The sequence below is a fragment of the Granulibacter bethesdensis CGDNIH1 genome (genome assembly GCF_000014285.2).
GTDB lineage: Bacteria > Pseudomonadota > Alphaproteobacteria > Acetobacterales > Acetobacteraceae > Granulibacter > Granulibacter bethesdensis.
In genome coordinates this window covers 1986493-2007791 of sequence record NC_008343.2, presented here as the reverse complement: position 1 = coordinate 2007791, position 21299 = coordinate 1986493, and the positions used below count along the sequence as shown (strand labels likewise).

The window sequence follows — 21299 nt, the reverse complement described above, 5'->3', positions numbered from 1 at the left end:
CTACACCACCCCGTGGGACACAACCGCTTTGCCGGGACCCGATTCCGGTGGGGAAACCGCATGCCGAGATGAGCGACTGGTAATTCTTTAAAAGTGCCAGGGCCATGCTGAATGGCCGACTTGGATCAAACCAGACGTATCGCTCCCCCAGCGCGGAACGGCGGGTTTGTCCCAGAATCCATCATTCCCCAGTTGCTCGTCGAAAGGTCGGCCGGACATGAACGGATGTCTGATGTTGGGGAGCGTGCAAGGACGTTTAAACGTCGCATTGTGGGTCGTTGCCGCCTCCGGGTTGTGCTCTCCGGATCAATCGTCATGTGCGTCCAGTAGCATGCGCAGCTTTTCAGCATCTTTCGGCGTGGCGGGATTGTAGATGATCATTCCCAGCTCCGGCCGGCCTTCCACAGCGAATGACGAGTAATCCATCGCGAGCAGTCCTGCATTGGGGTGACGGATTCGCTTCACCCCTTCGCCATGAGCGATCACGTCGTTGTCCTGCCACAATGCAACGAACTCGGGGCTGACCGCGCTGAGGTCTGCTACCAGCCTCGTGACCTCGGCGCTGGTGCTTGCATTTACCCGCGCTACGTCCGCGCGAAAGGCGCCGACGACGAAGCGCGCGATGCTTTCCCAATCTTTGTTCCGGCTGCGGACATGCTTGCTGCCGAACATCAGGCGAAGGATGTTACGATCTTCGCGCGGCAGCTTGGAATAGTCGGTCAGGAGTACCGTCGCTGCGTGGTTCCAGCCAACCACATCCCACATCGCCGTCTTGATGATCGCCGGGCTCAGCACCATCCCGTCAAGCACGCGTTGCAGCCGGGGGGTGATGCCATCGACCGGCTGATAGCGCGCCTCGGGAAGGCGACCCAGGCCTAGCATGTACAGATGCTCACGTTCCGGCTCGGTCAACATCAGGCCCTTGGCGATCCGGTTGAGAACGTCTGCGGATGGCGCACCGCCGCGCCCCTGCTCCAGCCAGGTATACCATGTCGGACTGATATTGGCCCGGCTCGCCACTTCCTCACGACGCAACCCAGGAGTGCGTCGCCGACCGCCGCCAAACCCGAATGCCGCCGGATCGAGGCGGGTGCGGCGATCACGCAAATAGATGCCGAGCTGGTTAGGCGCTTCGCTGGCCATCATCGATCCTGTTGCAGCTTATACCACGATAAGCTCACTACTTTAACAGGGTTCAGCGAACGGCGATACACCGCTCAGACAACAAGGAGATAGCTCATGCGGGTGTTCCTGACCGGCGCGACCGGCTTCATCGGTTCGCATATCATTCCCGAACTGCTCGACCGTGGCCATCAGGTGCTCGGTCTCACGCGATCCGACGCAGGCGCACGTCAGCTTGAAGCAGCCGGTGTCGATGTCCATCGCGGTAATCTGGAAATGCCCGAGACGCTTGCACGAGCCGTCTTGGAGGCCGATGCGGTGATCCACTGCGCGTTCGACCATGATTTCGCGAACTTCGTCGAGAACACCAAGAAGGACGAGCGCAACATCGCGGCCATGGGAGAGGCGCTGGAGGGAACGAGAAAGCCGATCCTGATCACTTCGGGGGTCGGCATCGGCACCCCGCTGAATGGCGGGCCAGCGACAGAAGACGTGCTGAACCCGCACCACGCCAATCCGCGCATCGCGACGGAACTCGCAGGCGCGGCACTCATGGCGCGACGCATTGATGTGCGTACGATCCGATTGCCCCAAGTGCACGACACTACCAGGGCCGGGCTGATCACGCCGCTGACCGCCGAAGCACGTCGGGCGGGGGCGGTGGCTTATGTCGGCGAGGGGCAAGCGCGCTGGTCCGCCGCGCACGTCAGCGACGTGGCGAAGCTCTACGTGCTAGCCCTCGAAAAGGGCGAACCGGGCGCACGTTACCATGCCTCGGCGGAGGAGGGCGTCACCGCGCGCGCCATTGCCGAGGCGATCGGCAAGGGCAGCGGGCTACCAGTGCGCTCCGTCGCGGCGGACGAGGTCGAACATTATTTCGGTTGGATGAGCCCCTTTGTGAGCCTCGACATGACGGCGTCGAATGCCTGGACGCGCGCAAGGATCGGGTGGGTGCCGACCGGGCCCGATCTCCTCACCGATCTTGCCGCGATGGACTATTCAGTGATCACCGCGGCGTGATCCACTACCGTTGCTCGCTGGCTGGTGGGGTCACCACCGAGCCAGTCAGCAATGCCATGAACGCATGGTGCGTGGCATTGCTGGCCCGTTAACGCATGAGCCAGCAGCCGAATTGCAAACCCACGAGAGGTTTTGAAGGTCGCCTTATAGGTCTGTCACGGCGCGAACGCCCTGCCTCCGCAGCCAGTCGGCGTACCAGCTGGGCCAGGGGGGCGGTCGGTGAGCCCGGATGGCCTATGCCGAAGCCATGGCCACCGCATGTTGCGGCAGATGATTGGCCGGCCACCCTCGCGCACCAGATTTGGGTTCATTGTAAGGGGAAATCAGGCTCCGCTAAGGCGATTGTCGAAGTTGCGCGGCTGATATTTTCAGGACCACCCCTGGGTGGCCAAAGGCCGGCTTGATAATGCTCACGCCGCAACTCGTTGCGCTCCCCTAAGCTGGAGAAGCCCCACAAATGCGTGATCCGCAGGTCTCCGTCCAAGGCGTATAGGGCAGTGACGAGGTGTTCGGTGTAGCGGCGGGCGGGCCCGACGGCCTCTTCCCAGCCGGCGAGCGTCGGTGAAAGGCCGCCGGGTACGAGATGGTAGGTCCGGAATTCGAAGATACCGCCATAGTGTCTTGCCACGGGATCGTCAGACGCGCTCCAGTGGACGCACTGCCGAATGGATCATCGCTGCGTAGCGCTCGCTTCCTTTCCAGGCCAAGTTCCTGCGCATCGGAGAACGAACGCAACACGATGAGATCGCCGATCCCCCCATGTTCGGTCGTCTACATGCCCAAGGTCGATCCGGTTAGTGCGTCAGCCAGCCAGGCCCGCGCGCCCTGTTTGCTATCTCGCGCTGCGAAGACCGAACCAGAGAGCGTAGCGATCTCAAATAACATGTCCCCTCCCAGGCGCCTTTGAACCCAATCCGGCCGCTGGATAGATCGGCAGGATATCCCCAAACCGGCAGCTTCACCAACTTGCAGCAGTCCGGCTTCTCCGTGCCCGAAGGACCGTTTTGGGCAAATACAATCGGGAACAGGTTTCCGGAAAACGGCTCAATGTGAACGCATCGGAGACCGATCCTACCTTTACTGTCCCGCTGCGCCTTTCCAATCACAAAATCCCGATGATTGCCCCCGCCGCCCATCTGCTACAAACCTGCAGTAGACAGGTGAGGCAGGCGATGACGGGCGTACAGCACGACGGGCATATCAGTACGGTGGAAGAACTAGCGGCGCTGTATGGCGCCGTCGCACCGCCCTCGGTCATCAAGGAGGTGGATCATATCCATCCGATCTATCGCCCCTTCATCGAGGCTGCGCCCTTTGCCGTTCTGGCGACGGCGGGGTCGGGCGGACTGGACGCTACCCCACGCGGCGACCCGGCAGGTTTCGTCCACATTGAAGACGCCAAGACCCTGATCCTGCCCGACCGGCGCGGAAACAACCGCATCGACAGCCTGCGGAACATCATCGGCGATCCGCGTGTGGCATTGCTGTTCATGGTGCCGGGCATCGGCGAGACGCTGCGGGTGAACGGGACCGCCGAAATACTGGCAAGCCCGGATCAGCTCGCCGCTTTCGCGGTGGCAGGGCAAGCGCCCAAGTCGATACTTCGCATCACAGTGACCAGCGTCTTCTTTCAGTGCAGCCGCGCCGTGATCCGCGCCGGATTGTGGAAGCAGGAGAGTATGGTCGCGCGTGACAGTCTGCCCAGTGCTGGGGCCATCCTGCGAACGCTATCGCAAGCGGCGATCGACGGGGACGCTTATGACCGAGCATTACCGCAGCGGATTGCCGACACCCTATACTGAGATACTGACGCCGGTGCGCTCTCTCGAAACGCGATGCCTCGGCCGTCTCGCTGTCAGTCCCCAAATGGGAAGCTTCGCGAGAAGGTCGGCTTCAAGCATGCCGCCGTCGCTGTTGCCGCAAGCTCGCGGTCATCATGCACGCCATGCTGCGCTCCAGCGAACTATTCACTAGGAGCGCCGCTACCGCCTGATCCAAGGCCTCGGCAGCGCCAATGGCGTGGCGAGGCGTCCCTGCTGGGACGAAGGCTGGTCCATTCCGCTTCGGACGTTGCACCGCGAACCCCGGTTCGATGCGTGCGGAACGAACATCGGAAGGACCACCTGGGAAGCCCCATGATACGGCGGCTCATGTCGACCGTGAAGACGACCGTGACCTAGCAAACAACGTCCGTACACAAAGGTGCTTGCAAACCCCGCTATTAGACGACGTCTGAGGTTCAGAAGCGACGAAAACGGCGCGAATGACCGGATGTGGGTCCTCCCAGTCGCGAACTGCCAAACGGCTTCCAACCCGTCGGGTACTATATGGCTCGGAACGTCGCGCGGACGTGCTCTACGAACGTTTCGGCGTTCTCCATTGCCGCAAAATGCCCACCGCTCGCGGCCTCTCCAAAATAGCGTAGATCGGCAAAGCGCGCCTCAGCCCATCGGCGGGACAGCCGCACCTGCTCACCGGGGAACATGCTGATACCGGCTGGCAGCGGCACGGGTGAACTCGGCATCCCTTGCCTCATTTCTCGCGCGGCTTCCCAATAGAAGCGAGCCGAACTGGGCCCCGCGTTCGGCAACCAATACAGCATGATGTCGTCGATCAGATGGTCGAGCAGAATGACCCGTTCGGGTTGCCCATCGCAGTCAGATACGTCCTGAAAGAGCGCATAAATCCAGCTCGCCAGTCCAACGGGCGAGTCTGCAAGCGCGAAGGCAAGCGACTGCGGTCGTGTGCATTGCAGCTTCATATACCCCGAATAGTCGCGGTCGTAGCGCGCCGCATCATCCAGCATCTGCTGCTCCGCCGGCGTCGCATTCGCCCGTTCCTCGGGTGTCGGCTGGGTCATCACCATGTTGAGGTGGATGCCGGCGAGACCGGGCATACGCATATGCGCCAGCGCCGTGGTGACTGCAGCACCCCAGTCTCCGCCTTGCGCCATCCAGCGATCGCCATAGCCGAGCCGCTGCATCAGCACGCCCCACGCTGAAGCGGTGCGGCCGACGCCCCAACCCGGCTCGGTTGGTTTATCGGAGAAGCCGAAGCCGGGCAGCGCTGGAATAACGAGGTGGAAGGCGTCTGACGCGTCGCCGCCATGCGCGTACGGGTCGCTGAGCGGGCCAATCACGTCGCGGAACTCGAGCACCGATCCCGGCCATCCGTGCGTCAGGAGCAGCGGTGTGGCATCCGATACAGGGGACCGAACATGCAGGAAGTGGATGCCGAGCCCATCGATCACCGTGCGGCTGCTGCCCCAGCCATTGAGCAGCTTTTCCGTGGCACGCCAGTCGTAACCGTCCTGCCATCGCTGCGCGAGCGCGCGGATGCGGTTCGATTGCGGACCCTGCGACCCGTCCTGCACCGTGTCGGCATCGGGCCAGCGGGTGCGGGCGAGGCGATCGACCAGATCGTCGAGGTCGGCTTGGGGAATGCGAATAGAAAACGGCTGGACGGCGTTGCTCATGATAAGACTCCGGAATGAGCGATCAGAGTGTCGGGGCAAGGATGGCTTCGACGCGCGTCCAGTCGGTCTTGCCGTAACGATCATTGTCGAGGGGTGAGAGCTTGCCCCGCCCGCTCGACATGTCCCGAACATATTGCATGCCCTGCCAAGCTGGGAACGGCGCATCGGTGCGTGGCGACAGTGCGCGCGCAACGCGGATCAGCTTGGAGAGACGCCCAAGCCCACCCGCGCGGAACGGTTTCCAGCGGCGACCATCAAGCCGCGTCATCAGTATCGACAGGTCGCGTGGGGATACGACGTCGCCGGCGATACGCAGGAAACGGGGCGCTTCGGTATCGAGTGCCACGTCGGCGGCATAGTCCGCGACATCGTCCTTCGTCGTGAAGTCGAGCGGCTGGTCGGCGTCCCCCCAGTAGAGGATGCGCCGAAAGCGCGGCAGCACAATCGGCGCCTCACCGGTCAGCAGGTCGGCGAAGGCGCCGTTGAGGATCGAGGTTGCGCGGATCGGCGCTGCATCGACACGCGCCATGAAGCGGCGTCGGAGGTCCATGTTGCGATTGTCGCCGGGGCGGGTCTTCGTGAAATCGAGCGAGAAGTCCGACGAGATGAAACGGGGTACGCCTGCCGCGACCGCCGCATCGAGAAGACGGCCTTGAAGATCGAGAATGACCGGTTCCAGTCCGTTCAGGACTGAGACGATGCATCCTGCACCCGCCAGCGCATCCGACAGCGCAGCGTGATCGGCAAAATTGACCGGAACCGGCGTTCCGCCCCGCGCACGCACGGCATCTTGCGCCGCAGTTGGCGTCCCGCTGCGGACCAGCGCCCGCACTTCCACGCCACGCCGAACCAGAGCAGACAGCACACGTCCACCGAGATCGCCCGTCGCACCCGCAAGCGCGATCGTCCGCTGCGCGAACCCGCCGTCATCGCGGCCGTTCACGTCCTGATGCGTCATCCCCGCCATCATCAAACCCTTCGCAAGAAACTGAACTATACCGTTCAGTTTTATCTAACGGACGCATGGCCTATATGGTTGCGTGATGCAAACGCTTACCGACCCGAAGCCCGGTTCAGCCAAACGACGACGCGGTGGTCGACCGTCCGCCGACCAGGCCGGCGACGTCGATCGCCGGATCCTCGATGCCGCCACGGACCTGTTTCTGCGGATGGGATATGACGCGACGAGCTGTGATCAAGTCGTGGCTCAGGCGGGGGCGGGGAAGGCGAGTCTCTACGCCCGTTATGCTAATAAGGAGGCGCTGTTCGCGGCCGTGGTGCGGCGGATGGTGGATCACACGCTGGTGCCGTCAGGCGCGGTGCCGTGGCATCTGTCCGTCCAAGACCGGCTGCGCGCGGTGGGGCATAGCCTGCTGGAGCATGCGTTGACGCCCGAGGCGGTCGCGCTGATGCGTGTTGTTGTCACCACCGCGCACCGGATGCCCGATCTTGCCCGGCTGGTGGACCGGATCGGTCGCGATGGCGGCGTGACGTGCGTTGCTCAGGCGATTGCTGGAACCAACGCGGTGCCCGACCGGATCGCGCAAGCATCGGATGTTGCGGACCGGTTCATCGACATGGTTTTCGTGCCCCACCAGATGCGCGCACTGATTGGCGACGATCGCGCTCAACTCAATGCGACCGCAGCACGTCGCATCGACGATGCGATCGATCTGCTCACACGCGCGGGGTTATTAAATACAGTCGACGCGGTTTAGGTCGCCTCGATCCGTATTTTTTTATATGCCATCCTTATAAGAACGCTGCCGAGCCATCGGGTAGGAAGGTGTTTGCCACATCACCTTCCGCGGACATGAATAAATAACTGAAGTTGGGAAGCGGAAAACGACCTGCCAATGACCGCAAGTGGGTCATTTTACAAAATTCCTACTGTTTTTGATGCCGTTCGCCTCAGCATCCCATTCCTACGAAATCGAGGAATGGGATGCCAGTTAATTCACAAAACCCTGTCCGATGTCAGCACTGGTTGACATTGAGGCCGTTGATGACGCTATTGTAGGTCTGGAGCAGCGTTTCGGCGTCTTCTACCGCCCTCGGCTTCATCATTTGGAACGAGGCGCCATTCCTGCGATCCTTGGCATAGGTGCCGTCCTCGGTACGCTGGATGATATCGCGTCCCGCTGCGAGATAGGCATTGGCGTGCAGCATAAAGCTCGCGCATGCCGTCTTGTCCTTCTCGCGGACCTTGTTGTCGAACTGGACGGCCATGGTATTAAACTGGTCCAGGGACGCTTTGAATGCTGCCTTCTGGTCGCCCAATCCCTTGCCATTGAGTACGCCGGAGGCATGATCCATGCTTTCCTTGAGATAATAGACGGTGCCCTTGCGATAATAGTCCAGGGTATCCTTCTTCGTTGCCTCGAACGCGGCCTTGATGCGCGCGCGGTCCGCGGCGTCGATGGCTTTTGCATAGGTAGCCTGGGCCGATGCAACATTGTCCAAGGCGGTAAGCAGCGCTGGCTGGAGTTCCCGGCCATGGGCGCCGTTGTCGCTCACATAGGTCTTGGCCTCAATATAGTTCGCCATGTCGCGATAGAGCGGCGCAATCTTGGCAAGCGCTTGGCTATAGGTTCGCGCCGCCCCGTCGAGTTCCGGCATGGCGGGCTTCATGGCCAATGCCTTGTCCAACTGCACTTTGATTCGGTCGATGCCCGGATCGGACGGAAAGAAAAGTTTTGTCAGGTCCTTGCCGCTGTCGAAAACCGGTTTGATGGAGCGCTGATAGGTGGCCACTATGTCGGCAAAGGGCGTGCGCGCCGTATTGGCCGCTTCGACATAGGCATTGTATTTCTGCATCTCGTTCTGGTCGGCAGCCGCTGTCACCGCGCTTGAATTTCCCTCTCCCTTGCTTCCGCACGCAGAAAGCGCGAGCACGCAAGCGGGAAGAGCCATGGAGCGAAGCAGTATCCTGAACACAAAAACGACCTCAGTTTGGTTGATGCCAACAGGCGGTTCCAAGTCTTTGGTTGGAAAGACTTTCGGACCGCGGCGCTCCCTATGCCCCCCTTGGGTACGCCTTTCAAATTTGGGAATTTTTATAACCGCACTGATGGGTAGAGTTTTGTGCTCCATCCAAGCGGATCTGCTGTTCTTCGATTGCGATCACTATCTCGTAGCATAGTGATGGTCAGCGCCTGGCTACACCGATGAGAGCGGTTGAAGGGATGGGCAGGATCATTCGATCACCAGCCATGTCTCGCACCTCAGCAACGACGGCGGCCCTCTCGGTATCACTCAAGCTGATCCAGTCGGGGGACATACCGAACAAGGTATCGGGCTCGGCAAGTGCGCTGACATCGAGCGCATAGTCGCGGGTGACATGTTGGATCTGGGGATCCTGATATCCCGCGGCGATGAGTTCGCGGGCAAAATCGCTCGGGTCGCTCAACGCCTTGACCGCATTCGGCATGGTCATGCCGTCGCGCCCGGGAAACAGCTTGCGACGGATCTGGCCGAGCAGGAGAAAGGTTGCCGCCCCGCCATCCTGCCAAGTCGTGACCACGCCGTGGCCACCCCGCCGCGTTACTCGTGCCATTTCCGATAGACCCTTGCGCCAGTCAGGAAACATGATGACGCCGAAGATCGAGAAGACCGCATCAAAGAGGCCGTCTTCCAGAGTCAGGGCCTGTCCATCCATGACGCATGCTTCGACATTGGGCAGGTTCGCAGCAGCGATGCGTGCCACCATGCCGGGGGAGAAGTCGGTTGCAAGCACGCGTGCGCCGGTACGTGCCGCTGCCAACGTCAGCGCGCCAGTCCCGGCCGCCACGTCCAGCACGTGGCTTTCTGATGTCAGAGCGACCTTTGCGAGTGCCGCCTCGGCATAAAGGGACGTGAATGGATGCGCCGTTTTCTCATAATGCTGGGCGGCTGTGTCCCAATGATCTGGGTTTTCATAGGCAGGCATAATCGACGCTCCACGAATCATGTAACTTGATAAGTATCGTGATATGGAGCCCTTGCCAATCTCGATGGCGCCGTGAAGGATCACATCGTGCGTAACGACAGCCGCCTTTCGCGAATGCTCCATGTGCTGCTCCACATGGCGCGTCATGAGGGACCAATGACCTCCGAGGCGCTCGCCCGCATGCTGGGTACCAACCCGGTCGTGGTACGGCGCACGATGGCTGGTCTTCGGGATGCAGGGTATGTGCGGTCGGAAAAGGGCCATGGCGGCGGCTGGGTGATCGCGCAGCCCTTGAAGAATGTTTCGTTGCTGGACGTACACCGCGCGGTTGGCGGACCCCGCCTGTTCGCTATCGGCCATGAGAACGCCAATGCCGACTGCGCTGTCGAGAAAGCCGTTAATACTGCGCTGGAGGGTGTGCTCCGTGACGCCGAGGCGCTCCTGGTGGCGCGCCTCGATTCCGTCAGCCTGGCCGAACTGGCGCGCGATTTCGACGCACACTGCGATGCGGCTAGCTAGAAAGCCGCATCCTCACCCGATCTGATCATATCGATTACCGCGCGCAGGGCCGGTGCCATCTGCCGTTGCTGGGGGTAACACAAATAATAGCCGGGAAAGGGAACCGACCACTCCGCCAGCAGCGGAACGAGGGCACCTTGCGCAAAAGCGTCGACGACAGACTCCTCCTTGAGGAAGGCGATCCCGATGCCAGCAAGCGCGGCGTCCACCATCACGGCGCGGCTGCTGGTGATCAACGGCCCTTCGACCGCCACCGAGAACCAGTGGCCCTTCTCGAAAAACTCCCATGCATAGGGGCCGGGCTGCCCCGGCCAGCGCCAGCGGATGCAACGATGCTGGAGCAGGTCCTTTGGCGTTTGCGGAACGCCGTGCTCGGCCAGGTATGCGGGCGCGGCGACAGCCAGCTGGCGAATATCCTCGCCTAGCCGAAGTGCGACCATGTCGCGTTCGATCACCTCGCCGATACGGATTGCGGCATCATAGCCGCTGCCGACGATGTCGACGACCGTGTCATCAATCGTGAGATCGAGCGTGATGTCGGGGAACGCGCGCGCCAGCCTCGGAAGGATCGGCACTACGAACCTGTCTGCGGCAGCATGGAAGCAGTGCAGGCGGACTGTACCGGCCGGCAGCTTCGCGGCAGTACGCGCCTGCTCCAGGGCGCCCGTCAGGCTGTCGATCGCGGGTGCGATATCACCGAGCAGCGCGGCGCCAGCCTCGGTCAACGACACGCTGCGGGTGGTGCGATGGAGCAGGCGGATGCCTAGCCGCTCCTCCAGGCCGCGGATCAACTGGCTCAGCGCCGAGGACGATACCCCCAACTGCTCGGCCGCCCGGCTGAAACTCCGTTGCTCGGCGACGGCTGCAAAGGCGCGCAAGGCACCGAACTCGCTGGGATGGATCATAGGGGGCATCTCAGCATTGTGAAGCTGACCTTACAAGCCTGGGTAGCAAATGGTCGATTATCCGCTTGGAGTGAAGCGCTACATCTGGCGGTGAAGGAGAACAGCTATGAAGACATGGTTCATCACGGGTATTTCCCGCGGCCTCGGCAAGGCGCTCGCGCAGGCAGCGCTCGCTCGAGGCGACACCGTCGTCGGCACGGTGCGCGAGGCTGCGCCGGATTTGGAAGTGGGTCATGGTACGCTGCATGTCCTGACCGTCGATCTCACCGATGCGGCGGCGATCGCGCCGGCTGTAAGTGCGGCCTTCGACATGGTTGGCCACATCGACGTGCTGGTCAACAACGCCGGCTATGGCCTGCTCGGGGCGATCGAGGAAGCGACGGACGCCGAGTTTCAACGGCTGTTCGCGGTCAACGTCTTTGCACCCTTTGCCATCATCCGCGCCGCGCTTCCCGTCTTGCGGCGGCAGGGCAGCGGTCACATCCTGAACATCACCTCGATCGCAGGCCGTGCGCCAGCGGGATCGTCCGGCCTCTATTCGGCGACCAAATCCGCGCTCGAAGGCCTGACACAGAGCCTAGCCCAGGAAGTCGCGCCTTTCGGTCTCAAGGCCACGGCCATCGCACCCGGTGCCTTTCGTACCGACTTTCTCAGTGGTCATTCGATCCGCCGCAGTCAGGGCAGCGAGCAGTATGCCGAAAGCGTCGGGAGCGGAATCGCACGGCTCGACGCGATGGCCGGGCGCCAGATCGGCGATCCGGACAAGGCAGCTGCGGCGATCCTCGAACTGGTCGACACGCCCAATCCGCCGCTTCATCTGCTGCTTGGGAGCGACGCGCTGCGACGTGCCCGAGAGAAGCTCGACGTGGTGATCGACGAGATGGATCGCTGGGAAAGCGTAACGCGTTCGACCGATTATGAGGAAGATGCCTGAGCGGCCGGGCCTGAGCAGCTATCACCTTAAACGAAGGGGCCACCCAGCGGTGCAAGACCAACCCGCCCAAGGTCCGTCTACGGGAACAGGGGAGGGGGCGCTTTGACGCAATGCTTGGGCCCCGTCAGCATTGGTTGCGGCGCAGCTGCGATCCGGCGCGCGTCATGAGGAGCGCAACGACATGACCAACCAGAAGAGCGGCATTATGGTCCAGGGCCGTTTGATACCGTTTCCCTCATCGATAAGCCAGGAAGCTCGCGCCAGTCTCGAACGACTGGTGAATGACGATGGCGTCCCGATCAACGCGCTCTACTCGATGCCACCGCCGGACGATCATGCGGGTTGGATGAAGATCAAGGGGGCAGCGGACGGGCATTACGCGGCGGCAGTGAAAGGGCTGGCCGGTACGTTGCGTGCCAGCGCCGAGACGCTTTGCATCAGTGAGACCACGATCCATGTCGCGACGCCCGAGACCATATCGGTGCCGGATGGCGCCTATGTGGATTTCCATGGCGGAGCGTTCGTGTTTGGTGGCGGCGAGGCGTGTCGCGTGCAGGCGCGGATGCAGGCGGATCGGCTTGGGGCGCTCAGCTACGGCGTCGATTACAGGATGCCGCCCGAGTATCCCTATCCGGCGGCATTGGATGACGCGATGGGGGCGTATCGCTACGTGCTGGAACGGCATGCACCGTCGCGTATCGTCGTGGGCGGGCGATCGGCGGGCGGCAACCTTGCTGTCGCGATGCTCCTGCGCGCGAAGGACGAAGGACTGCCCATGCCCGCCGGCATGGTTCTCCTGTCTCCAGAGGTCGATCTGACCGAGTCCGGCGACAGTTTCCAGGTTAATCAGATGGTGGATGTCGTGCTGCCCGGATCATTGATGCGGAACAACGCGCTGTATGCCGGTGGGGCAGACCTGTCGCATCCTTATCTCTCGCCATTGTTCGGAGATTTAAAAGGCCTGCCACCGGCCTTCCTTCAATCCGGCACGCGAGACCTCTTCCTGTCCAACGCTGTACGGATGCACCGTGCACTGCGCCAAGCGGATGTGGATGCCGAACTGCATGTCTTTGAAGGGATGCCGCACGGAGGATTTCAAGGGAATACCCCGGAGGACGACGACTTGGCGGCCGAGATAGCCCGGTTCGTTAAAGCTCGCTGGCAGTGACGTACTCTTCAAAATTGTACCCAATGAAAACAGCGATGCATTCGGTTTCAATGCGACTTGATGCCTCATAGTCGAGCCGCCGCTGCTTGGACCATTTGTCGCAGATTTTTACCGCCTCGGCGCCTTCAGACCTAGCTGGGGGTATCGATGGGGGTGCTGGCCCGTAGCGCAACAGGAATAGGCAGATGATTCATATAGATAGGTGTTAGCGTGGGTGCAAAATTATCCTGCCCCCGCAACCATCTCAAATCAACATACTAATATAATACACAAAACCGATCCCCAATTCCTAAAGGGGACCGGCTGTACATGCGTTCAAGCAAAATACGCGGCAGAAATCGCTGACGTATCAGTGCTTACCAATAATATTTATGTGGCCTTCTGGTTCCGGTGTAAGAAAAAACAGCCTCAACAGGATCAATGGAACCTCTGGTAATGAGACGGCCAATGGCCTTGTCTTTACGACGAGCCGGGCAGATATCATGCAGATGGCTGTACCAGTTGGGAGATTCAGAGGCATCACGTGATCCTCCATACCCACAGCGATCCAGGCGATTGGCCCATCGATGATTACGACCATACTTCAGGCTGTGATGATAGGTGCGAGACATGGGAGTTTCCCTCCATGACGCACGGAGTCATTTCCGAGCGTACCTACATCGTGCGCACTCCGTTATTGGAAATGATGATTTTCATAATGTTCTCCGACAGGATTGATAAACGCTTGCCCTCCTTGACTGCCCAACCAGCGTATGTTCGGCAATATAAAGGTGCTCGGCTGCGTTAGTCGTTTTTATCGATGTGAAAAATAGGCAGACTCCATCTGGGACAGGATTTTTTCTTCCTGCAACTTGAGAATGGTCCTGTCGATCTGATAACGCATAGGGAAACCGGGCCGCATGACGAAGCCGAGATTTTCCGGACGTAGTGTAGCGCCTGTTACGATCAGTGATTGGGTGGGGTTCTGTTGGATATAATAATCGAGCTGTGATGCATCTCCCAGAATGGCGGATGTTTTGCCCTGGATCAGTTCATCTACAGCATCGGACAGGAGCGTATATCCGTGAACGTTCAGGCCGGTATCCAAGGCAAAAGTCATGGCGATGCTGCCTTTCATCGCACTGACCGGGCGATGGCCTAGTTCAGTGATATTGTCCACGCGCTGATTGATTTCTGAAGCCGTCATCACGCTGGTAATGCTGGATGTGACATAGGCCACAATGCCAACGCCACAGAGCAGCCAGATGGCGGCAATGATCCGTGCACCGGCTCGCTCTGGCACGGTGCCGGACGTTTGATTGCCGGTCAGCATCGCCATCATATCATAGAAGGCGCCCGACAGAGAGGAACTCCAGTGGGGTGATGAATCCTTCAACACATGCCGGTGCATGATGGCTGTGATCAGTGTCGCCACCAGGATCGCCAGAAAAATCAACAAATAGTTACGCAGATGGCCGGAAGCAGCCAGTTCGCTCAGAAGTCTGGAAAGGCCGGTACTATTGTGTTTGACGATCATCATCCGCAGCCCGGTCTGAAACCAGGGCTGGCTGAAGATCACTTTCTCCATACGCTGGCTGCTGATTGTCAGGCCGACCGTACCGACATCGATCTCCCCGCGCTCAAGAGCGGAGAGAAGATCGGCTATCGTTTCATAGCGGTGATAATGGGTGATCCAGCCCTGCATCTGTGACGTCTTGTCCCATAGATCAATGGCCAGCCCGGCCGGATGATCATTCTTCTGATGCGGCAGCACGAAAGGCGGATCGATAAAATAGCCTGCATTGATTACACCATGCTCGGCGGTATTTTTATCCGCTGCCATAGCATGGGCAGGAGGGAGGACGACTCCCATCAAGCCTGCCTGAGCCAGTATGGAGAACAGAAGGAAACAGAGCCTAAACACAGAACGGAGAGGGCGTCTGAAAGCGTTAGAAAAAAACGGTGTCATGGGCCTATGAATAACCGGGATGCCGCGTTCTGTACCTTACGGCGATATGAAAAATGATGGATCGGTGTGCGGGAGTGATAATTGCCGATCGCCATCATCATATTTCCGCCTGATGCATTCAGATGATCTCGGAGGATGGCTCCTGCCGCTGCGATATTGAAACAGGGATCCATCAGCAGCCTGACCCGTGTGGCCTGAACGGAAAGACCGGTAAAATGGGCAATCGGCTCTATCCAACTGGTATTGATCTGCATCAGACCGAGATCTTCTGTCCCGTTCGCATTGCGATGCACAACTCCGACCGCCCCTTTTTCCACCGCCTGAATTGATGGCAGTACACGGGGCGGAAGGTGGTAGTAAGATGCAGTCGATGCCATACAGGCAATATAGGGTATGCTCACGTCAGGTTGATCTTTGGTGGAGTATCCTGTGAAGATGAGGGAGGAAACATCATATGACAGCTAAACGCAATCAGTTTACATTCGTAATAGCTGGAATGCGGTTTCGCCTGTTTCCTTGGAGCCAGAGTGGTCAATTTCAGGCCCGTTCTTCTGCGGATGCGGGTTTTACCCTGATCGAGATGCTGGTTGTCATCGCCATTCTGGGAATTCTGGTGGGATTGGCTGCTCCGGCCGTGTTGCGCCAACTGGGAGGCGCACGCCAGTCTGTGGCAAGGCAGGCCGTGCAACGCATTGGCTCAGTCCTTGATCTCTACAGGCTGGATATGGGCAGCTATCCTTCGACGTCCGACGGCCTGGGTGCTCTTGTCAATCGGCCGGCCGCGGATGCCGATGCGTGGAATGGCCCCTATCTTAAGGATCGCAGATTGCCACAGGACCCCTGGAATCATCCATTCCTGTATCGGTCACCTTCAGCGCGGGAGGAAATGCCGTATGATCTGTGCTCTCGTGGTGAGAAGAATGTGTCGGGCGATGTTCCTGCGCCCGGCATGATCTGCAACGAATGACAAGACATTCAGGGGCAGATCCCCGGCTTGTGCTTCAGCGCCCTTTAACAACCCTTTCGGCGGCGCGGGATAAGGGCACCCGGCGCCAGTCCAGCATCGTGACGATGCCTTTGTCCGGATTCAGCTGCACTGTTGCCACGCGCGCGGCGGCCTCCCGACCATCTGCTTTCCGGATAATCAGTACTGCGACAGTCACGGCGATATGATCACTGCTGCGTATATCGGCGGGACTGGAGGCTGATGGCAGCCTGATCCCATCCACCTTCGTGGCACGGAGCAGTGCATGCATAACCAGCGGATCAGAAGCCCCGGTATCCGGTATATCAGGCTGATAGAGAGACAGATGGGGGCGCAATCGGTCCAGCAGGGCAGGAGTCATTCCAGGTAATGACAACAGGCCATCCAGTGACGTGAAATAGTGACCCGCTACGGCCTCCATTGTGCTGGAGGTAGCAAGCCGGGCCAGATCCGCCTGTTCCTCCGTTGTCATCAGGGCAGGGGGAGTGCGCCAGAGCACGATATTGCGGGCCACCATCGCTGCCGTGGCCGACCTTATCCCTGTTGCCTCCATCAGATATTGCAGGGCGAGCACGGAGGCCGTGTTAGGGTTTATTTTATCTTTTTCTGGTTCGATCCGGATAACGGCCTGAGCATCCGCTAGTGCCCAACGATAAAGGGCCGCCTTGATCGGCCATTGACCGGCTGCAAGACGAAAAATGGCGTCCTGCACGGCCCCATCTGCTTCCGCATCGGCCTGTTCCGCGGCGACCAGAGCCGTAGAGAGTCTCAATTCACTTTGCCCGGTGGCAACAATACGGCTGCTGATGATCGTCAGCGGCACAATGCCCCACAGCACAATCAGCAATGCAAAGCCACGATCGCGGCCTGATCTGGTCAGGCCAGTTGCTGTCCGATCTTTTCGCGGCCGCTTCAGCGTTCCAGCCCCAGCGAGTGTCTTACATGGCGGTTCGGATCGGCGGAGCCGGTAGGGCGCAGATGATTCAGCTCCTGCGGGACAAGGGCGGCATCACGCAGATTCTGCCTCAGATCTTCGGTCAGGGCACGCGCATCCCGCTGGTCATGAATGACATGGGGCGTGACCAGAATCAGAAGTTCGGTGCGGCTACGATTATTATTCTGCTGCCCGAACACACTACCGAGTACCGGCACGTCTTTCAGGAACGGCACACCGCCATTGGCGCGGGAGTTATTATCGCGGATCAACCCGGCCAGCCCGACAGTCTGTCCATCCTGCACCACGACGCGGGACTGTACGCTACGCTGCTGGAAAGCGGGGGAGGAAATGCCGTTAGTGTTGATACTGGTATCAACATCGCTGACTTCCTGTGAAATATCGAGCGTGACCAGACCGCTGTTATTGACGCGGGGCGTTACGTTCAGGATCACGCCGGTTTGCTGATAGCTGACCGCGTTGATGATGGCTGATTGCCCGATTGTCGCCTGTGACTGGGCTGTCAGATAAGGTACCAGCGCTCCTACCTGAAGCCTTGCAGGTTCGTTATCCAGCACCATCAGCTCCGGCGAGGAGAGAACCTGCACCTTGGTGACGGATTGCAGCAGCGTCATGGCCAACTGGGAGCTGCTGCTGCCGGTCAGCAGGAAGCCGTTGGAAAATCCCGGTATCGCCGCGGCAAGAAGACCGCCAGTACTGGCCGTCGCGGCTGTCGCTGCCGCGGTTTGCATGGCGCTGTTGAGGCCACCTTCACGGAAAAAGAATTGTGTACCATATCGCAGGGTATCGTTCAGCGCGACTTCGGCAATGATAGCGTCAATCCGCACCTGAAGTGGCAGAATGTCGATTTTACGGAGCATGGTCTCAATCGGGCCATACTCGCTTTCCGTTGCGAAGATCAGAACGGCATTATTCTGCGTATTCGGCACGATGCGCAGTGTATTAGGATCGGTACCCGCATCATCCATATTGCCGGCAGAGCCACCGCCCGCACCGGTCAGGGAGCCGAGCAGGGGGTTGCTGCTGCCCGATTGTGGTTGTGAGGCATCTCCCGTATTGCCGGCCTGCGGTAATCCGCCATTGCCGCCGGGGGTCATGGAGGAGGTTCCTCCTGTCATGCCGCCATTGATTCCACCGGCCCCTCCCTGTGCGGCGGAGGATTGTGACTGGCCCGCGGGACGTGTGGTGTTGCGTGGTGTTGGCTGGGCAGTCACGCGCCCCGGCGTGAAGGCTTGTTGCAGGACATAGGCGACATCGTTGCTGCGGCCATTTTGAAGGTAATAGACATGCCAGCTTCGGGTTGATTGCCGCCGCCTTTGCCCGACCATCGTATCGATCCGTCGCAAATCCTCGATCTGTCTTGCACTGCGGGCGACGGCCAGAACGGCATTGATCCGGTCCATCGGCAATATCCGTACTACGCCGGCCAGTGCGCCTCCCTGCTGACTGGAGGCGGCGGTCTGAAGAGCCTGTGCGTATTCCTTGGCCCCTCCGGCATCGGCGGGGAAAAGTGCAAAGGACTGTCCGGCCAGCATATCCACATCAAAAGCCTGGATCAGTCCGATCATGACTTCCCGCGCCTGTGGATCGCCGGAAACCAGCACGGCATTTCGCCCGGCATCGGCTGCGATTTTCGCGCCATTCTGTGCATAAGGCTGTAATGTTTTGGCCAGTTGCTCGGCCGAGGCGTAGCGTAGCGGTACGATGGTGGCCCCGCCATTCAGAATCGCTTCACCATTTTGTCCAGCGGAGGCTGTGATGCCCGCAGCGGCACCGATGGGCAGAACACGATACAGCCCTTCTGTCTGTACGACCGCCGCTCCGTTCTGGTTCAGCAGAACCTGAAGCGTCGGCAGGAGGGCCGTAGCACTGAGCGGCTGGGATGTATGAAAAGTCGCCGTGCCATGCACGGATGGGTCGATAGTATAGTTTACCTTGAGCAGGCCGCCCAAAATCTGGGCGCTGACATCACGGATATCGGTATCCGTGAAATTGAGAGTTATGTTGTTGCCACCGGCCTCTGCCATATGGCTGCCTGACGCTGTGCCGGACTGGATCGGAACCCGTCCATAGCTGATCTGCCCGTGTGGCGGAAGGCTGGGTGCCAGGGTGGTATTAACCTGTCTTGCGGCAATGCCAGCATCGCGGGTCAGAGGTGGCAAGGGTTCCAGTTGCGGCGGTTCGTCTTTTCCGCAACTTGCCAAGAAGACAGGCATGCACAGGCAAAGGGACTGCAAGGATACAGCAGCCGAAAAGGAAAAGGCCCGTGAGAAAACGTGTTTACCCGTGGGTGTCATGAATATTCCGGCAAGCCGTTTCAGGGGCCGGTTTATGGTAATCCGTCAGAGAAAACCGCCACTGCCTCAAGATAGGATATCAAGGTGGTCATGGATATGACGTGCGGCTTTATCAGTGGAGAACCGGGTAAGCAAGTCACTTTTACTGCCTTGCAAGGTCCGGCCTCCACTATAAAAAGCACACGTTATAAGCTGAGGATCATCAGGACGCTATCATGCGACAGAGGAACTGCGCTGACGGGTAACGGCAATAGCAGTGGATGTCATCGCGTTGTCAGCGAAGTCATTCAGCAGCACGAGCGGCTGGCGCGGCAGGAAACGACCGCCCGCTACGCCCCGGACCCAGGGGATCGTTGCAGCATCAAACACGGGCTTGGTGGCTAGCAGTGGTGAGGAGGCATCTCCATCTCCCAGAATAGCTGCGGCTGCGCCTGATTTCGTGTTGGTGGCGGTACCTTGAAGCTGCAGCACGGTGTAATCCGCACTGGACTGTCCGCCAGCATTCATATTGTTGAGCGCACCCAAAATAGAGGCAGGGCAGGTGGTCCCATAAGCACCATCGCTGTAGGAATCATATCGAGTGACGGTTCGGTAGGAGCCGCTTTGATACAATACGATCAGGCGTTTGTTGGCTGAGATCAGGGAAGCATAGGAAGAGCCGAACGCAGTTTTATCACCGCTCTTGATCCCCGCCCCATATTGCGACAGTGCGGAAGACAGTGCGGAATCCAGCGTGCCCTGTGAAGGGATCATGGCATCGTTGTAAAGACCCTGTGAATTGATGTGCAGGACTACGATTTCAGAGGGGTTGGCTTTCAACCAGTTCAAAACATCTGCCAGGAAGGTAGTATAGGAACCGCCTGGGATCATGTTATGTTGGTGAAACAGGCCAAGTGCCTGTTCTGACGCACCTGCCGGAAAAATATAACCGGGGCGGAAATCGAAATACCGGATCCCCAGATTCAGCATTGTGGCCGTATCATCTTTTTGAGTCACGGCCAGATTGCGGATCACACGGGACAGGGTGCTTTGGGGCAGTGCGCGCAGGAACCCGGTGCCTCCAAGGCTTAGCAATTGGCGACCAACCGGAGAAATATTATTCAGCAGAGAATTCAGCAGAGCATCCAGGCGACGGTTATTGGCGAACAGATCGCCAAGACGCGGCATCCCATTCATGCCGGCATCATGAGCACCCGGCAGCACGAATACACCGAAAGGCTGTGAAGCAAGCCGGGGTGTGGCGTTTACCAGATCCCCCATCCACGTATTATAACGATCCGTCAGATACATGTAGAACTGATATGCATGCGATAGATCGCTGCATGCAGGGGGGGAAACGCCTCCGTCGAATGCGTTCAGGATCGTGTCGCTGATTGCCGCATTGTAAAAACCGTAGCTGAGGCTGAAATTGCCGCCTGTGATTGACCGCTGGGAGGCCAGCATGGATCCCAGATCGGTGCTGCTCAGGCGATCCCCGAACGGAGCGATTTCGGTATTGCTGCGCTTGATCTGGTTGCCTGCAATCTGTGCGAACCAGTTGACCGATTTTGTCTGAAAAGCAGCGGTCAGTCCCGTTACGCTAAGCTGAGCGGTACGGCTATCGAATACCCCAGGATTTTGAACGGTATAATTTTGTGTTCCTGCATTCACGCCGATGGTGCGGAATGCTGCAGACAGGGCGGAATCCAGAAAAGTCGTGATCTGGGCATTGACAGTATAGGTGGGATAAAAAATGGATCTGAGCCAGCTGGTAAAGCTCCATGCGTCGGCTTCTTCAGCGATGGCCAGCCCGGCCACAGAAGCTGCTGTTCCACCGGCGATGCCTTTGAGCAGATTACGTTTTGTTATTGATGTGGGGATACGAGGATCATTGTGCATGTGATACAGCCATATAAAATTATTTCGTCATTAATATTTTGAGCTATTAATGATTGAAATAAAAAATGTGAATTTTCTGAATGAAACCGTAAAATTTTTCTTTTGGATTTTCAATAAAATTTTTTAAAATCCTATTCCCTGGCGTTCCTCGCTGTATAAAATCTG

At 59.2% G+C, this 21299-nt stretch carries 19 protein-coding genes; 7 read left to right on the top strand and 12 right to left on the bottom strand.

The features are described 5' to 3' along the window. Positions 1 to 306: 306 nt before the first annotated feature. A complete protein-coding gene (locus GBCGDNIH1_RS21405) occupies positions 307 to 1146 on the bottom strand; it encodes a helix-turn-helix transcriptional regulator (protein WP_011632486.1) in 840 nt (279 codons plus the stop codon). Positions 1147 to 1239: 93 nt separating this feature from the next. On the opposite strand from GBCGDNIH1_RS21405, the gene GBCGDNIH1_RS21400 reads away from it, so the two are divergent. Then, positions 1240 to 2142, top strand: coding sequence for an SDR family oxidoreductase (locus GBCGDNIH1_RS21400; RefSeq protein WP_011632485.1), 903 nt, complete (start codon positions 1240 to 1242; stop codon positions 2140 to 2142). 307 nt (positions 2143 to 2449) lie between these two features. Here GBCGDNIH1_RS21400 and GBCGDNIH1_RS25145 read toward each other — a convergent pair whose 3' ends face one another. Then, a complete protein-coding gene (locus tag GBCGDNIH1_RS25145; protein WP_011632484.1) occupies positions 2450 to 2770 on the bottom strand; it encodes an NIPSNAP family protein in 321 nt (106 codons plus the stop codon). Positions 2771 to 3191: 421 nt separating this feature from the next. Between GBCGDNIH1_RS25145 and GBCGDNIH1_RS21390 the strand changes: the two genes are divergently transcribed. Further along, positions 3192 to 3944 carry a pyridoxamine 5'-phosphate oxidase family protein gene (locus GBCGDNIH1_RS21390; protein ID WP_232449640.1) on the top strand — a complete coding sequence of 251 codons (753 nt, stop codon included), beginning with the start codon at positions 3192 to 3194 and terminating at the stop codon, positions 3942 to 3944. Positions 3945 to 4465: 521 nt separating this feature from the next. Here the strand turns inward: GBCGDNIH1_RS21390 and GBCGDNIH1_RS21385 are convergent. Beyond that, a complete protein-coding gene (locus GBCGDNIH1_RS21385; protein WP_011632481.1) occupies positions 4466 to 5617 on the bottom strand; it encodes an epoxide hydrolase family protein in 1152 nt (383 codons plus the stop codon). A gap of 22 nt (positions 5618 to 5639) precedes the next feature. Beyond that, the gene (locus tag GBCGDNIH1_RS21380; RefSeq protein ID WP_025318658.1) at positions 5640 to 6575 is read right to left on the bottom strand and encodes an aromatic alcohol reductase; all 936 of its coding nucleotides are present in this window, start codon (positions 6573 to 6575) and stop codon (positions 5640 to 5642) included. Between the two features lie 85 nt (positions 6576 to 6660). On the opposite strand from GBCGDNIH1_RS21380, the gene GBCGDNIH1_RS21375 reads away from it, so the two are divergent. Then, the gene (locus GBCGDNIH1_RS21375; RefSeq protein WP_025318659.1) at positions 6661 to 7335 is read left to right on the top strand and encodes a TetR/AcrR family transcriptional regulator; all 675 of its coding nucleotides are present in this window, start codon (positions 6661 to 6663) and stop codon (positions 7333 to 7335) included. A gap of 259 nt (positions 7336 to 7594) precedes the next feature. On the opposite strand, the gene GBCGDNIH1_RS21370 is transcribed toward GBCGDNIH1_RS21375, so the two are convergent. Both GBCGDNIH1_RS21370 and GBCGDNIH1_RS21365 read right to left on the bottom strand, forming a co-directional pair. Beyond that, the gene (locus tag GBCGDNIH1_RS21370) at positions 7595 to 8530 is read right to left on the bottom strand and encodes a YiiG family protein (protein WP_043454278.1); all 936 of its coding nucleotides are present in this window, start codon (positions 8528 to 8530) and stop codon (positions 7595 to 7597) included. Positions 8531 to 8765: 235 nt separating this feature from the next. Next, a complete protein-coding gene (locus GBCGDNIH1_RS21365; protein ID WP_238595332.1) occupies positions 8766 to 9692 on the bottom strand; it encodes a class I SAM-dependent methyltransferase in 927 nt (308 codons plus the stop codon). Between GBCGDNIH1_RS21365 and GBCGDNIH1_RS21360 the strand changes: the two genes are divergently transcribed. After that, positions 9633 to 10064: an Rrf2 family transcriptional regulator gene (locus tag GBCGDNIH1_RS21360; protein ID WP_011632476.1), complete on the top strand. Its 432-nt coding sequence runs from the start codon at positions 9633 to 9635 to the stop codon at positions 10062 to 10064. The genes GBCGDNIH1_RS21365 and GBCGDNIH1_RS21360 overlap by 60 nt on opposite strands. On the opposite strand, the gene GBCGDNIH1_RS21355 is transcribed toward GBCGDNIH1_RS21360, so the two are convergent. Next, entirely contained in the window at positions 10061 to 10969 is a 909-nt protein-coding gene (locus GBCGDNIH1_RS21355) for a LysR family transcriptional regulator (RefSeq protein ID WP_125911033.1), read from the bottom strand. The genes GBCGDNIH1_RS21360 and GBCGDNIH1_RS21355 overlap by 4 nt on opposite strands. 106 nt (positions 10970 to 11075) lie before the next feature. Here GBCGDNIH1_RS21355 and GBCGDNIH1_RS21350 point away from each other — a divergent pair, with 106 nt between their 5' ends. Then, positions 11076 to 11903, top strand: coding sequence for an oxidoreductase (locus tag GBCGDNIH1_RS21350; RefSeq protein ID WP_011632474.1), 828 nt, complete (start codon positions 11076 to 11078; stop codon positions 11901 to 11903). A 181-nt stretch (positions 11904 to 12084) separates the two neighbouring features. Further along, the gene (locus GBCGDNIH1_RS21345; protein WP_043454276.1) at positions 12085 to 13071 is read left to right on the top strand and encodes an alpha/beta hydrolase; all 987 of its coding nucleotides are present in this window, start codon (positions 12085 to 12087) and stop codon (positions 13069 to 13071) included. Positions 13072 to 13864: 793 nt separating this feature from the next. Here GBCGDNIH1_RS21345 and GBCGDNIH1_RS21335 read toward each other — a convergent pair. Together GBCGDNIH1_RS21335 and GBCGDNIH1_RS21330 are read right to left on the bottom strand one after the other, a co-directional pair. Further along, positions 13865 to 14923, bottom strand: coding sequence for a transporter substrate-binding domain-containing protein (locus GBCGDNIH1_RS21335; RefSeq protein WP_157692024.1), 1059 nt, complete (start codon positions 14921 to 14923; stop codon positions 13865 to 13867). Between the two features lie 92 nt (positions 14924 to 15015). After that, positions 15016 to 15420: a lytic transglycosylase domain-containing protein gene (locus GBCGDNIH1_RS21330; protein ID WP_011632470.1), complete on the bottom strand. Its 405-nt coding sequence runs from the start codon at positions 15418 to 15420 to the stop codon at positions 15016 to 15018. Positions 15421 to 15473: 53 nt separating this feature from the next. Here GBCGDNIH1_RS21330 and gspG point away from each other — a divergent pair, with 53 nt between their 5' ends. After that, positions 15474 to 15986: a type II secretion system major pseudopilin GspG gene (gspG, locus tag GBCGDNIH1_RS21325; RefSeq protein ID WP_011632469.1), complete on the top strand. Its 513-nt coding sequence runs from the start codon at positions 15474 to 15476 to the stop codon at positions 15984 to 15986. A 34-nt stretch (positions 15987 to 16020) separates the two neighbouring features. Here the strand turns inward: gspG and GBCGDNIH1_RS21320 are convergent, their stop codons facing one another. The 3 genes from GBCGDNIH1_RS21320 to GBCGDNIH1_RS21310 all read right to left on the bottom strand — a co-directional run bounded on the left by GBCGDNIH1_RS21320 (position 16021) and on the right by GBCGDNIH1_RS21310 (position 21134). After that, positions 16021 to 16842, bottom strand: a complete 822-nt coding sequence (locus GBCGDNIH1_RS21320) for a type II secretion system protein GspK (protein WP_162288475.1) — start codon at positions 16840 to 16842, stop codon at positions 16021 to 16023. A gap of 74 nt (positions 16843 to 16916) precedes the next feature. After that, the gene (gene gspD / locus GBCGDNIH1_RS21315) at positions 16917 to 19121 is read right to left on the bottom strand and encodes a type II secretion system secretin GspD (RefSeq protein ID WP_050748458.1); all 2205 of its coding nucleotides are present in this window, start codon (positions 19119 to 19121) and stop codon (positions 16917 to 16919) included. 348 nt (positions 19122 to 19469) lie between these two features. Next, complete coding sequence (locus tag GBCGDNIH1_RS21310) at positions 19470 to 21134, bottom strand: phosphatidylinositol-specific phospholipase C domain-containing protein (protein WP_011632466.1); 1665 nt, start codon at positions 21132 to 21134, stop codon at positions 19470 to 19472. Positions 21135 to 21299: the final 165 nt, after the last annotated feature.